This is a genomic window from Acidobacteriota bacterium, assembly GCA_034211275.1.
GTDB lineage: Bacteria > Acidobacteriota > Thermoanaerobaculia > Multivoradales > JAHZIX01 > JAGQSE01.
This window is the reverse complement of sequence record JAXHTF010000061.1, coordinates 1-13578: the sequence shown is the minus strand read 5'-3', so window position 1 is coordinate 13578 and position 13578 is coordinate 1. Positions and strand designations below refer to the sequence as shown.

The 13578-nt window shown below is 66.9% G+C and carries 10 protein-coding genes; 2 read left to right on the top strand and 8 right to left on the bottom strand.

Going from position 1 to position 13578, the window contains the following annotated elements:
* Nucleotides 1-2: 2 nt before the first annotated feature.
* The 3 genes from SX243_11880 to SX243_11870 all read right to left on the bottom strand — a co-directional run bounded on the left by SX243_11880 (nt 3) and on the right by SX243_11870 (nt 2246).
* Complete coding sequence (locus SX243_11880) at nt 3-437, bottom strand: hypothetical protein (protein MDY7093660.1); 435 nt, start codon at nt 435-437, stop codon at nt 3-5.
* Between the two features lie 56 nt (nt 438-493).
* A complete protein-coding gene (locus SX243_11875; protein MDY7093659.1) occupies nt 494-1726 on the bottom strand; it encodes a CaiB/BaiF CoA-transferase family protein in 1233 nt (410 codons plus the stop codon).
* Nucleotides 1727-1853: 127 nt separating this feature from the next.
* Nucleotides 1854-2246, bottom strand: coding sequence for a hypothetical protein (locus SX243_11870; protein MDY7093658.1), 393 nt, complete (start codon nt 2244-2246; stop codon nt 1854-1856).
* Between the two features lie 385 nt (nt 2247-2631).
* On the opposite strand from SX243_11870, the gene SX243_11865 reads away from it, so the two are divergent.
* Nucleotides 2632-3132, top strand: a complete 501-nt coding sequence (locus tag SX243_11865; protein ID MDY7093657.1) for a hypothetical protein — start codon at nt 2632-2634, stop codon at nt 3130-3132.
* Here SX243_11865 and SX243_11860 read toward each other — a convergent pair.
* The 5 genes from SX243_11860 to SX243_11840 form a co-directional block, all read right to left on the bottom strand.
* Nucleotides 3080-5872 carry a protein kinase gene (locus tag SX243_11860; protein MDY7093656.1) on the bottom strand — a complete coding sequence of 931 codons (2793 nt, stop codon included), beginning with the start codon at nt 5870-5872 and terminating at the stop codon, nt 3080-3082. The two genes, SX243_11865 and SX243_11860, sit on opposite strands and share 53 nt — an antisense overlap.
* Complete coding sequence (locus tag SX243_11855) at nt 5869-7614, bottom strand: sigma 54-interacting transcriptional regulator (GenBank protein ID MDY7093655.1); 1746 nt, start codon at nt 7612-7614, stop codon at nt 5869-5871. Before SX243_11855 ends, SX243_11860 begins: the two co-directional genes overlap by 4 nt.
* Entirely contained in the window at nt 7615-9492 is a 1878-nt protein-coding gene (locus tag SX243_11850) for an alpha/beta hydrolase (protein MDY7093654.1), read from the bottom strand. It lies immediately after the preceding gene.
* Between the two features lie 227 nt (nt 9493-9719).
* Entirely contained in the window at nt 9720-10859 is a 1140-nt protein-coding gene (locus tag SX243_11845; protein ID MDY7093653.1) for an NAD(P)/FAD-dependent oxidoreductase, read from the bottom strand.
* A gap of 11 nt (nt 10860-10870) precedes the next feature.
* On the bottom strand, nt 10871-12160 hold the full coding sequence (locus SX243_11840; protein ID MDY7093652.1) for a B12-binding domain-containing radical SAM protein: 1290 nt from the start codon (nt 12158-12160) through the stop codon (nt 10871-10873).
* A gap of 732 nt (nt 12161-12892) precedes the next feature.
* Here SX243_11840 and SX243_11835 point away from each other — a divergent pair.
* The coding region (locus SX243_11835) for a hypothetical protein (GenBank protein ID MDY7093651.1) at nt 12893-13578 on the top strand (686 nt) is incomplete at its 3' end.

The following is a 13578-nucleotide window of genomic DNA, read 5'->3' as shown; positions in this document are numbered from 1 at the left end:
TCTCAGCTCTCCTCGTCCGAACCCGGATCCGGATCCCGCCCCGGCTCCTGCCTGAGCCGACGCAGCCGAGTCAGGTCCTCGTCCCGGATCCCAAGGGCCGGGAAGGTCAGCCCGTAGGCCAGCGAAACGATCACCAGCGGCACCAGCCACACCGAGGTCAGCAGCAGCGCCGCGGCGGCGGGAAAACCAGCGATCCACGGCGCCTGGCTCACCCGGCCGGCGAGGGCGAGCATCCCCAAGAAGCCTCCTTCGAGGAGGATCCCGAGCAGCACCAACACCGGCACCAGCCGGCCCAGCTGGCCTCGCCTCAGCGCTCCCAGAGCCATCAGCGGCAGCGGAAAGAGCACCACCAAGGCGCCGAAGAGAACCTGCCCTGCCGGTCCTCCCAGGAGCATCGCCGCCAAGATCCCCGCCGAAAGCACCGCCAGCGCGGCCACGAGGAGACCGCGAGCTCGCTCATCGCCTCTCCCCGCGGGCCTTTCGACGCCTCCGCTCACACCACTCCCTGCTGCTGCAAGCGCTGGATCTCTTCCTCGTCCAGCCCCAACATCTCCTGCAACACTTCCCGGGTGTGGGCTCCCAGCGGTGGCCCGGCCCAATCGGTGCGGCCGGGGGTCGCCGAGAGCTTGGGGGCTATGGCAGGAATCTTCAGCGGCTTGCCGCCGGCCTCCACCTCTTCGAAGAGCTCCCGCGCCCGATACTGCTCGTCCTCCATCATGTCGGCAACGCTGTAGATGGGGCCCGCGGGCACCGATGCCGCCTCCAGCGCCACCAGGGCCTCTTCGACGGTGAGGGTGCGGGTCCATGCGGCGAGGGCGTCGTCGACCTCCTGCTGATGGCGCACCCTGCCCTCGTTGTGGGCCAGCCGCGGATCCTCCGCCAAATCCGGGCGGCCGGCGGTGCGCATCAGGCGCCGATAGATGGAGTCGCCGTTGCCGCCGATGATCACCGACTTGCCGTCCTTGCAGGGGTAGGTGTTGCTCGGCACGATGCCGGTGATGGTGGTGCCGGAGGGTTGGCGCACCTCCCCCAAGCGGTCATATTCCGGCACCACCGCTTCGAGCATGTTGAAGACCGACTCGAAGATCGCCAGATCCACCACCTGGCCGGGGCCGGCGTCGGCTCCTCGGCGAGCCCGGTCGAGGAGAGCCAGCACCACTCCAAAGGCGGCGTGGAGACCGGAAAGCGAGTCTCCCAACGAGAGATTGGCCCGCACCGGAGGCCCGTCGGGGAAGCCGGTCACCTGCCGCAGCCCACCGAAGCCTTCGCACACTGAGGCGTAGCCCGGCTGGGAAGCTCTGGGGCCGGTCTGGCCGTAGCCCGAGACGCGGGCGTAGATCAGCCCCGGGTTCTGCGGCTGGATGGATGCCGGATCGAGCCCCCAGCGCTCCAGGGTTCCGGGACGGAAATTCTCCACCACCACGTCCACCCGGTGAGCCAACCGGCGGGCGATCTCCCGGCCTGCTTCCTGGCGCAGATCGAGAACGACGGACTTCTTGTTCCGCCCCAGGGTGTACCACCACAGCGAGGTCCCGTCCTCCACCCGCCGAAGCCCGCGCACCGGATCCCCCTCCGGCGGCTCGATCTTGATCACCTCGGCGCCGTAGTAGGCCAACAGGGTGCCGGCGAAGGGTCCGGCCATGAGCTGGCCCATTTCCAGTACTCGAATGCCGTCCAGGGGCCGTCGGGCCGGAGCTTCGCCGAGATCTTTGCCACTCGTAATCACGGCCGGAACTTAGCAGAAGCCCGGAGCTTCGTAGAAGCCCGAAGCTCAGCAGACCCAACAACGGAAAACGGGTCCCGAACCGAACCGGCCCGGGACCCGCCAAAGGATGGGGGGATCGATCAGCCCATCACCACTGGACGCCGATGATGCCGTTGAGGATGCTGACACCGCCGCCGTCGGAAGTCGGCGGCACCTGCACGGAGAAGCCGTGGAACTCCTGGTGGCGCGTCATACCGCGATTCGGGTCGCCCTGCCGCTCCCGGGACCTCGCGAGCGCCTCGAAGAGCTCCGGAGTCTCGTCCGGCGTGACGGTGATGGTGTAGGACTGGCCGGTCTGGGTGGTGACCACCGTCGACACGCCCCCCTGCTCGAGGGCGAGATGGACATCGCCCTCGTCGAAGATCAGGTCGGCGATGGGCGGCAGCAGGGTGGTGACGGCCTGGGCAGCGACCCCGGGCAGAAACGCGGTGGCGGCGAGGTCGGCGAAGCTGATGACGGTGTCGCGAAGATTGCTGGGCATGATTCATTCCTCTCTTGAAGATTCGTTTTTGGGTACAATCGAAGGCTGATCCCGGAATCGCTGAGCTGCATGCGACTCTCTACTAGGGCAAGGCCTATGCCAGCCTTGACAGGAGAGTTGTTTTTCGGCTCCGAGCTGCCTTCAGGGGAGCCGAAGAACCTTGACCAAGGTTCATAGAATCAGTGGATTAGAAGGAATCGGTAGATACCCGGACGAGCTCCGAAGAGAGGGATTTCGACAGCTTCCAAGGGGCCCTTTCAGCGCGCCGCCGAAGTGTCCGACACCGTCCGGACACCGTCCAGCCGTCCGAGCGGACGGTTGGACGTGAGACACCCGCGGCGAGGCTGCCCCCGAGCCGGCCACGAACACCGAGAGGAGTTGGATCATGGGCAAGGATCGAAGGGATGCGAAGCCAGTGCAACCGGTCGTCACCGATGGCATCGTGGAGATCGATTTCGACGCCGGCGGGCCGGGGCTCTCCGTCGGCCCCAACCCGGTGCGGGCGACATGGTCGGATCAAGCCCGGACCACGGTCCAGGTGCTGTGGCGGCTGAGGAAAGTGCGCAATAGCATCGAAGGTTGGACCGTGCTGCTGGGCAACGTCGTGCCCTGCGATTGTGAGCAGCTGCCCCAGGGGTTTCTCGATTCCAGCCCCAGGGGCTCGGGCCACGTTTGGATCTGGAGGTTCCCCTGGAGCCCGGATCGCGAGGAAGCCGTGGCCATCCCCTACGAGCTCTTCGTGGTCTATCGCCCCGAGGGCTCCACCAGCTCTCTCGAGGCTCCGCCAGTCCAACCCATCGCACTACCGCCTCGGCTGTTGGGGCTGCGGGAAGTCACCGGTCTGGACCCGACGGTGCTGCTGCCGCCGCGTCAGGGACCGGGATGAGCGCTTCCCCGGCGAAGCGATCCCGCAGCTCCGGATCCTGGCGTAGCTGCTCGAGCCACGGGAGGTAGAACCAGCTGGGTTGCACGCCGCCGGCGAGGGCCTGCTCGGCGTTGGTGAGGGCGGAGGTGCGATCCCCAACGAGAGCATAGACGAGGGCCGCTTCGTAGCGTGCCTGGGGCATACCCCGAGCCTGGTGCAAAGCCTCCTGCACCGCCGCCACCGCCTCCCGGGACCGGCCCAGATGAGCCAGCGCCTGGGCCCGTACGGAGGACCGCTGCCAGTCCGCCGCCGCCGGATCGTCATCGGCCAGACGCAAGGTCTCTGCATAGGCCTCCCGGCTCTCTCCCTGCCGCCCCACCAACGCCAGGGCATCCGCCACGTTGAGGGCGATGGCCGCGTTGGCGGGCTCCAGATCCGCAGCCTGGCGAAAGCTCTCCAGGGCTCCCGTGGCGTCCCCCAGGAGGAGCTGGGCAAACCCCAGGTTGGACAGCTCCAGCGCACCGGGAGCCCGCGCCACCAATTGCTGGTAGAGGTCCCGAGCCCGTTCCACATCTCCCGCCGCGAGCTCGATCTGGGCCAGGAAGGAACGGGCCAGCCGGCTGTCGGGGCTTTGCGCCACCACCGCCTCGAGGGTGCGGCGAGCGGCGTCGATCTCCCCGTGGCGGTACTCCATCAGGGCGAGATTGAAGCGCATGGAGAAGCTGGGCCGTAGCCGCGCCGCCCGCCGCATCTGCTCCAGAGCCTCGCCGGCGTGCCCCTCCCGGGCCAAGAGCTCCGCCCGCCGGCGCAGCACCTGGGGGCTGGCGGGGTCCAGCTTCTCCAACTCCTCCAGCAGCGCCCGGGCCTGGAGCCAACTCCCCGTGTCGTAGGCCAGGTCGAAGCGTTGGAGCAGCACCCGCACGTCCCCCGGCGCCCGGCGGCGGGCTTCCTCCAAAAGCTCTTCCGCGCGCCCTTGCAGGGTCCCGTCCCGGGCCAGGGCGAACCGCTGGCGCGCCGTCTGAGCCTCCAGGAGGTAGAGCTCCACAAAGCCCGGAGCCCGGCGGCGCAGCTCCTCCAAGGCTTCTAAAATCTCTTCGTCGACACGTCCCTGGAGCACCCTCCCTCGCAGCTCCAAAAACTCCCCATAAGCCGTCGGCGGCAGCTCCCCCACCTCCGGCCCGGTCCATCGCCGGTGCGGGTAGAGGTCCCGAAGCCGTGCCAACACCGCCCGCCGCACCAGCGCCGGAGCATCCGCCGGAGCCTCGAAGGACACCACGTCCAGGACTCTTCCGTCCTCGCCGGAGAGGCGACTGAGGGTCGCCCGGCAGAGCTGCCCCGCGCACTCCACCTGCGCATCCAGGATCTCATCCACCGCCAGCATCCGCCCCGCCGCCACCGCCGTGGCGGGCTCGGCCTCGAGGCTCTCGGTGCTGTAGGCGGCGATGCCCTCCAGCCCCGCCAGCGTCTCCAGCGCCGCCGCTCGGAGCGCCGAACCCAGGAACGAGGCCTGCGGAGACGACGATTCCCCGGACGGCGAGCCCTCGGGACCTGCCCCAGCTGCCATCCGCGGCGCCGTCACCGCCACCGCCAGATCCGTCACCTCGGAGGAACCGGCGGAAGGCCCCAGCAACCCCAACAATCCCAGCACTACCGCGAGCACCAATGCCGATCCCAACGCCGCCCCCAGCGCTGGGCGCAGGGCTCGGCGAGGGGGACCAGGATCTCCACCGGCGGACGACTTGTCCGTTGAAGAGCCAGCAGCGGAAGACTCAGCCACAGCAGACCCAGCAATCAGCTCTCTACCTTCCTGGGGTCCGGAGGATAGGGCCGCAGACGAGGCCAAGGGCTCCTCTGCGACCTCATCCACGGGCAATGTCACTGGCGGATGGGAGCCGGTGGTGTGGTCCAGCTCGTCCCTTCCGCGCTCCCAGCCGGCGCGAATCTTCGCCAGCTCCCGAGCCACCGCCTCCGCGCTCTGGGGCCGCCGTTCCGGTCTCTTCTCCAGCAGCTGCTGGATCAGCCGGCCCAGGGCCGGATCTAGGTGGGGATTGCGGGCTTCCGGCGGCGGTGGGCTGTGGTGCAACACTCGCTGGCTGGTCTCCACAGGGTTCTGCGCCGCGAAGGGCGACTCCCCGGTGACCACCTCGTAGAGCAGAACGCCGAGGGAGAAGAGATCCGCCCGGCCATCCACCGGCCGCCCCAGAAGCTGCTCCGGCGCCATGGAACGGCGGGTGCCCACCAGCTCCGTCTCGCCGGTGAGGGGCTCGTCCTCCGGTCCCAAAGCCTCCAAGGCCAGGCCGAAGTCGAGAATGCGGGCATGGCCGTCCACCTGCACCAGGACATTCTCCGCCTTCAGATCCCGATGCACCATCTCCCGCTCGTGGGCGGCGGCGAGACCGGCGCAGATCTGCTCCGCCAGGACCAGCGCCCGCTCTTCTGCCAGCGGCCCCCGGCCCAGCAGCTCCGCCAGGCTCCGGCCCCGCACCAGCTCCATGACCAGCCACAGCTCGCCCTGCCAGTGCACCAGGTCGTAGAGCTGGACCACGGAAGGATGGCTGAGCCGCGCCACCAGTCGGGCTTCGCGTTCCAGCCGCCGGCGGGCGGAATCTTCCAGAGGCCGATCCGGGCGCAGCCGCTTGAGAGCCACCCAACGGTTGAGCACCTCGTCGAAGGCGCGGTAGACCTCGCCCATACCGCCCAGGCCCAGCCGCTCCTCCAGCTGATAGCGGTCCGCCACCCGGCGGTGGGATGGAGGGCTCACGCCGATTCAGAGCTCGCCAGGTCGGCGACGCGCAGCTTAAGGCCGTGGGGCGACACCCGCAGCTGCCGGGCAGCGGAGCTCACCTCGCCGTCGTGGGCCGCCAAGGCAGCCTGGACTTCCTCCGCCGGGATCTGCGAGGCGCGGCGGATCTCGGGGCACGAATCCATGCGCCGATAGAGGGAGGTGCGGGAGAGTCCCAAGGCCGCCGCCGTCGAGGCCACCTTCCACCCATGGGCGTCGAGGGCGTGGAGCAGCTCTTCGTCGCTCACCGCGGAGCTGGAGCGGTATTCGGGCTCCCCGGCCTGAGGCTCTGAAAACGAGGAAGGCGGCGAGGAAGGCCGGGAGGGGGCCGCCGCCGGTCCATCCCCATCCTTCCCGGCGGCGGGATCCCCGGTCAGCAGATCCCGCTGGAGCTCCTGCCAGGCGGCGAGGGGGATCGACGCCTCCTGGCGATAGCGCAGGACCAGGTGCCGAGCGACGTTGCGCAGCTCCCGCACGTTGCCGGGCCAAGAGTAGGCGGCGAGGCGAGCCACCAGCGAGGCCGGCAGCCAAGGATCGGAAGTGCCGCCGTCCGGCTCCCGATGGGGCTCCTGATGGGGCTCCCGCGCCGGCTCCAGGATCGCCCCCAGCTGCCAGGCCGCCAGCTCCTGGCGCAGGAAATGGAGCAAGAGAAGGCCGACATCTTCTCGCCGCCGGCGTAGCGGCGGCAGGCGCAGGGTGCAGGCGTTGAGGCGGTGCAGCAGCGGCGCCTTGAAGCGGTCCTCACCGATGCGCTGCTCCAGGTCCGCATCGGTGGCCGCCACCACCCGCGCGTCCAGTTTCCGGGGCCGATCCGAGCCCACCGCCTGCACCTCGCCGCTCTCCAGCGCCCGCAGCAGCAGCACCTGGACCTCCGGCGAGGCCTCGCCGATCTCGTCCAGGAAGAGGGTGCCCCCGTGGGCCGCGGCGAAACGGCCGGCCCGCGCCTCCCCGGCACCGGTGAAGGCTCCCTTGCGCGCCCCGAAGAGCTCCGCCGGCGCCAACGACGGCGGCAGGGCGGCCAGATTCACCGCCACGAAGGGTCCCGAAGGCCGGCTGCCCTTGTCGTGGAGGGCCCGCGCCACCAGCTCCTTGCCGGAGCCGGTCTCGCCGCGCAGGAGCACCGGGTAGGACGACGGCGCCACCTCCAGGATCTGCCGCCGCAGCCGTTCCATGGCGTCGCTTCGACCCACCAAGCCCAGGGGCGGCGCCGGCTGCGGCGGCAGCGCTTCCAGCCGGTGCAGCAGCAGGAGCACCCGACCGGCGAGGAGCAGCAGACGCCCCTCCTCCAGGGCTTCCGGCGGCAGCAACACCTCCGCCTCCGCCGAGTCTCCTGTCGGACTCTCTCCCGGGCTCTCCGCGGGCGGCGGAACCACCTCCAAGGGCAGCCGGTGGAGAGCTCCGTGGAGGCGAAGACCGCCGCCCTCCCGGGGTTCCAGGATCAGCGGTCGTCGACTGAGGAACGGATCCGCCAGCGGCCGCGGCGAGGATCTCAGGGAACCGGAGGAGGCGGCGAACACAGGCTCGGTGCGGGACAGACGGACCGGCCGGCCCGCCGCCAGATCCGGCAACAGCGCCCGCTCGCCGATGCGCCGCGGGTCGGGGTGCCAGACGATGGTCAACCCCGGCCCACGGGCGACCTCTCGGGAACGCTGATCGTGACGCTCTACCCGGGTGCTCGCCTCCAGCTGGAAGCGCAGCCGCTCCTCGCTGCTCGATTGCATTTACTCATCATAGCCGCGCTCACCGAAACGCTCCAGAATCCACTGGGAGATCTTCTCCAAGGCCTCCGGGGCGAAGGTCTCCTCGATCTGACCATATTCATCGATGGCACCGGTTTCGGCATGCTGGAAGAGGTGGTTGAGATCCGGGAAAGTGACCACTTCGAAGTCCTCGTTGCCGGCGGCCTTCAGCGAGGCTTCCAGGATCGGCGCGTTGACCTCCGAGGACACCTGCAAGTCCTTGGCGCCGAAGAGGGCCAGCACCGGCACCTCGACCTGCTTCAGGTACACTGCCGGATCGGCCCCGATGAGGGATCGGAACCACGGCGAGGCGACCTGGCGAATCCTCTGCTCCACCGCCGCCGGGTCGAATTGCAGCTGCTGCAACTCTTCCTCGGTGAACTCTTTCTGGAACTCCTTGGTTTGCTCGACGAGCCTCTTCTCCACTTCCTCGCTGGAGAGGGAGTCGTCCAAGAGGATCTGAAGCTGTTCTTCTTCGCGGGCGAGAGCGCGATCGATGAGCTTCTCGTCCACTCCCTGCTGGGAATAAATATCCCGGGCCTGGCGCTCGAGGAGGTCCGCCAGCGGCTCACCGGGAGGGGCCAGCAAGACCAAGAAGTCGATGTCCTCGCTGCCCACCGCCGCCCGGGGGCCGATGAGACCGCCCTCGCTATGGCCCACAAGTCCCACCGCGGCCCGGTCGATCTTCGCCTGCTGCGCCAGGAACGCGACGCCGGCCTGGGCGTCCCGGGTTAGATCCTTCCCGGTCGAAGAAGGGATATTTCCTCCCGAGCCGCCGACGCCACGGTCGTCATAGCGCAGCGAGGCGATGCCGTGGCGCGCCAGATGGTCGGCGATGATCCAGAACGGCTTGTGCCCCATCAGCGACTCGTCCCGATCCTGAGGCCCGGAGCCGGTGACCATCACCACCGCCGGGAACGGTCCGTCGCCGTGGGGGGTCAGCAGCGTCCCCGCCAGGGTGATCTCCGAGTCCGGGTTGGTGAAGGTGACCTCCGTGGCGTCATAGGGGAAGGGTGGCTGGGGAGTTTGGGGCCGATTCAGAGCGAAGCTCTCCGCCAGGCGGTGGAAGACCAGCGGGAAGGTCGCCCCGCCCTGCTTCCAGGTTCCATCCACGGCGCTGCCGTCCTCGTTGAGCGTCCCTTCGTAGCTGGCGCCAGCTCGCTGGATCGAAAAGGTCAGCTGCTGCTCCGCGAGCTCGATGGTGTCGACATCCAGGGTCGCGCCCTGATCGACGCTTTCGAAGGTCGCCGACAGCTTCCCGTCTTTCTCCTCGACCCGCAGCACCAGCCGCAGCTTCACCGGGCCGGGATTCAGCACGCCCATCCACTCCCCGGCCATGCCCTCTCCGGGCACCGGCTCGGCGGGGATCTCCGGAGGCCTGGCCGCAGCTTCCTCCGAGGCCTCCTCGCCATTGCCCTCGACCCGACGCAGCGAGAAGCTCAGATTCTGAGGCCCCTGCTGGAAGGAGCCGGCGATGCCGTCGCCGTTCTTCGACAGCTGGCCGTCGAAGGTCGGCTGCCCTGGGATACCGGCCATCTCGAAATGGACCTTCGGCGGCTCCACCGCAACGTTGTCCAAGGGGAAGTCCTTCAGTCCCTGGGCCGGGATGTCGATGGTGCCGGACCAGGCCCCCTCATCTCCCTGCTGCAGCTCCACCGCGATGCCCAGCTCCCCATTGGGCAGCTGGATGGCTCCTTCCCAAGCTCCCGCCGGGCTCGTCTCCATCGGGCTCTCCGGCTCCTGCGCACCGGCCATCCCGGCCATCAGCACCACCAGGGCCAGCACCGGCCCAATCCAACCCCCTACGATCCGGCGCCGGGCGGGAGTCTGCGCTCTCCAACTTGTATCTCGTATGATCATCAGTCAATTCTCCTTTTCATTCAGTCAACCTTCCTTGACCAATTGCAGCGTACAGAAGCTCCGGGGGCGTGTCAAGCGTCTTTGTCCTCTCGGGAACTTCTCAGGACCACGTCGACGACCTCGATCCCGACCGGAAGCACGGGAAGATCGGCTGGTGGGGAACGCCGGCTCTCTCGAACCGAAGGATCAGCACGCCTTGGTCAGCACTTTGACGCCGCAGCAAGCCGTCAGCCGACAGCGAAGCGCGTGGCGATGGAGAACACCTCGCCCCACCCCATCGATCCCCCAGCCTCCTCTCGACCGTGCACCGCCAACAGACGAGCGAAGAGCTTGGGCTCCCGATGCAAGACACGGATCATCCGATCTCGCAACCAAGGCCTGTGGGTCGCCGCTAGCAGCAAGTATCCGATACGGTGGGGCCAGCAGACCAGCCGCTGGTAGGCCCGCTGATAGGCTGCCGGATCCTCCTTGGCCAGAGCATCCGCAAGAGCCGACGCTTGATGAACCGCGAGGGAGATTCCGTCTCCACCGAGGGCATCGACGTACCCGGCTGCATCCCCTACCAAAAGCACCTTCCCACAAGCTACGGAAGAACTGCGCTGACGGAAGAGGCCGGCGCCGCGGGGCTTGGAGACCGAAGGCGCGTCTCCCAGCCGCTCGATGAGCCTCGGGAAGCGATGTCTCAGCCGCGACAGATCTGAACGCTGACTGCGGCAAAAGAGCATCGTGACACAGACTTCCTCCGGTGCCGTGGGGGTCACGTAGGCTTCCACCCCTCGCCCCCAATGCACTTCCACCATCGAGGTCCAAGGCTTGATGCGATAGTGCTGCCGAATGCCAAAACGATCCTGCGGTCGACTCTTCGGGCTCCGAAGGCCCACCCCGAGACCGGCCCATCGGCGGACCCAGGAGTGGAGGCCGTCGGCACCGACCACCCAACGGGCACCGAGCTCCCGATGCTGCAGCCGCACACCCCGAGGGCTCAGCCCTTCCACTCGGCTGTGAAACCGGACCTCAATGCCTACCCTCTCCGCGGCTTCCAGCAGCACGCGGTGGAGTTCTGTACGGCGGATTCCCATCCCCTCGCCTTGAGGGAATCTCCCCTCGGCGAAGAGCTGCCTGCCAGCGGTCTCAGAAAGGTAGCGAATACCCCTGAGGGGTGCGCTGGGAACCTCGCTGAAGTCGACCCCTAGACTCCGTAGGCACTCCAAGCCGTCGGGCATCAGACCCTCACCGCAAGCTTTGTCGCGGAGAGGTCCGCCCGCCTCGAGCACGACGACGGGGGACAGCCCTCGGCGGTGGAGGGCAAGGGCGGAGATCAGCCCGGCTGGCCCACCCCCGACGATGCAGATTCCGGAATCGTTCATGCGCAGGAGGGTCAGGAGGCGTGGGGATCGATCCTACCGGCCCAAAGGGGGACTCGGGAGATCCCCTCCCAGGGCCGGCGCAGAATCCGACGAACGTTCTGCCGAGCCAGCTTCTTGAGCGTCATCAACGACGTTTTGCGGGTGAACAGGGTGTCGTTGGCCCAGAAGAGGAGTTCCCGCATTTTCGCCGGCTCGACGTTGGGGTGGTCCCACACCATGTGGGTCGAATCATATTTTGATAGATCGCGATCCAAGATACCGTAGCGTTCCTCGATGCGGCGATAGAGTATGGTTTGAGGATACGGTGTGAGGATCTGGATCTGCGGCGAATCTACTTGGTATGAACCAAGTTCGAGAATGTCCCGCCGGATGGACTCTTCCGTGTCCTCCTCGAATCCGATGATGTAGAAAACCTGCGCCAGGAGATGGTCCCGCTTCATGTTGCGCAACACCTGGCGGATCTGATCTAGATCGTTGCCTTTTTTCGCCCCATCCAGCGAGTCTTGATTCAGGCTCTCCACTCCCATGGAGGCACCGCACAAACCGCGAGCCACCCAATCGTCGTAGTTCCGATGAACCGCCTCGACCCGCGTGAGGGGGTTCCAGCGCAATCGATATTGATGGATGAGGTCCACCACTTCCTGGGCGTGCTCGTGGAAATGGCCAAAGTTCTCGTCCAAGACGATGACCTGGCCCACCCCCTGACGACGGTACTCCCAGAGAACCCGTTCCAGAGCGTCCATCTCCATGGCGTAGGGCTTTTTGTAGAAGCGTGGCGTCTGACAAAAATGGCACGTCTTGTTGCATCCCCGGGAGGTGAAGAGCACCCCCCATTTCTGAACCGGAATTCCCCTGTAGCGGATGTGCATGTAGACCGGCGGATGCACCAGCGGCCCCGGCTCACGGCCCAGCAGCTCGGCTAGCGCCCCCTCTCCCCAGCCGGTGAACAGTCGATCAAAATGCGGCTCCAGCTGCGGATTCAGCGCGCCATAATTGCCCGCCCAGACCTCGGCCCCGGTCTCCCGGGCCGCCTGCGCCATGGCGACAGCGTCGTTGGTCTCGTTGATATAGAAGGAAATCCCCACTACGTCCCAGCCTTTCTGCACCTCATGGAGAAAGGCCTCGCGGGTCGGATACTCCAGGATCTTGATCTCGGGGACGTTGGCCTTGAGAAACCGAAGCCCGAAGTGTTCTTCCATAGACGCGTTGACGGAGAAGAGGTTCTGCCGCTTCTTCCAAACGGCGATGTCGTACTCGCGTTGCGAGTTCTGCCAGGCAGAAGCTACGAGGATCCGTTTCATCAGAAGCCTCCTCGGGCGGCGTGCCCAGCTCCCTTCCGGAGGAGAGCCAACCGCCTCTTAAGTAGTTATAATCCATCTAATGTTACACGAATATGGTTCCTTTCGAAAAAATATTTCGATAGCTCACCCCGACGCCCGGCTCCGGCTGGAGGCATTAGTCTGGCCCGGGATCTGGTGCCCGGGGTCTTCAAGGACGGCTTCGAGACCGGCGACGCCAGCCGCTGGTCGACGCGGGTGCCCTGAGAGCCTTCAGGATCGGCGGAGAGATCAGCGACAGCGGAGAGATTATTCCAGCCAGCGATCCATCTCCCACAGCAGGTGGAGCACCGACTCCCGGCCCCGTGGCCGGTGGCCTTCGTGAGGCAGGAGCACCAGCGTAGCAGGAGGGACCCACTTGTTGATCTCCCCTCGCACCAGCAGGGGTGCACCAGCAGGGGGGACCCACTTGTTGGTTGTGCTCGCACCAGCAGGGGGGACCCACTTGTTGGTCTCTTCTTGATCCTCTATCTGAGCACTATCAACAGACGGGACCCAAGTGTTGATGGAGCGTTGGCCGCCCCATAAGCCTCTAAGAATCAGATATTTAACTAGGTGGTACCCAAATGTTGATGGAGGGGCCCCTCGAGGGCTGGCGAGCTCGGAGCCTTATGAGCATGCTTGCACTTCTCTCCGCGGGCGAGGCAGAATCGAGGCGCTCTTGCCTCCCCTCCCCCCTCGGAAGGAGACTGCTCCATGTTCTCGTCCTGCGCTGTGCTCCGTTCTTTCTTGCGGCACCCCGGCTTCGTGCCCCTGGTGCTGATCGCCGCTCTATGTACCTTGACCGTCCAGGCCCTGCCGGCCTTTCCCGGGGCTCAAGGCTTCGGCGCCAAGGCCACCGGCGGCCGGGGTGGACAGGTGCTCAAGGTCACCAGCCTCGCCACCAGCGGGGTCGGCAGCCTGCAGTGGGCTCTGGACCAGCCGGGGCCGCGAATCATCGTCTTCGCCGTTTCCGGCGTCATCGACGGTGACGTGCACATCCCCCACGGCGACGTCACCATCGCCGGCCAGACCGCTCCCGGCGAGGCGGGGATCACCATCCACGGCCACCTTTACACCACCTACGGCAACCCTTACGGCAACATGATCATCCGCCATCTGCGGGTGCGCTCGCCGAATCCCGACGCCAACTGGCCCGCCAGCCAGCACGACGCCATCCAATTCTCCACCAACCACACGCTGATCCTCGATCACATCGACGCCTCCCACGGCGCCGACGAGACCATCGATCTGTGGAACGGCGCCACCGACATCACCATCCAATGGTCCGCCATCACCTATCCCATCTACGATCCCGGCAACGGCTGGACTCACCACAAGGGCGTGATCAACCATCGCCCCTGTGAGGATCGGAGCCGTCGCAGCTGCTCGAATCCTCACAG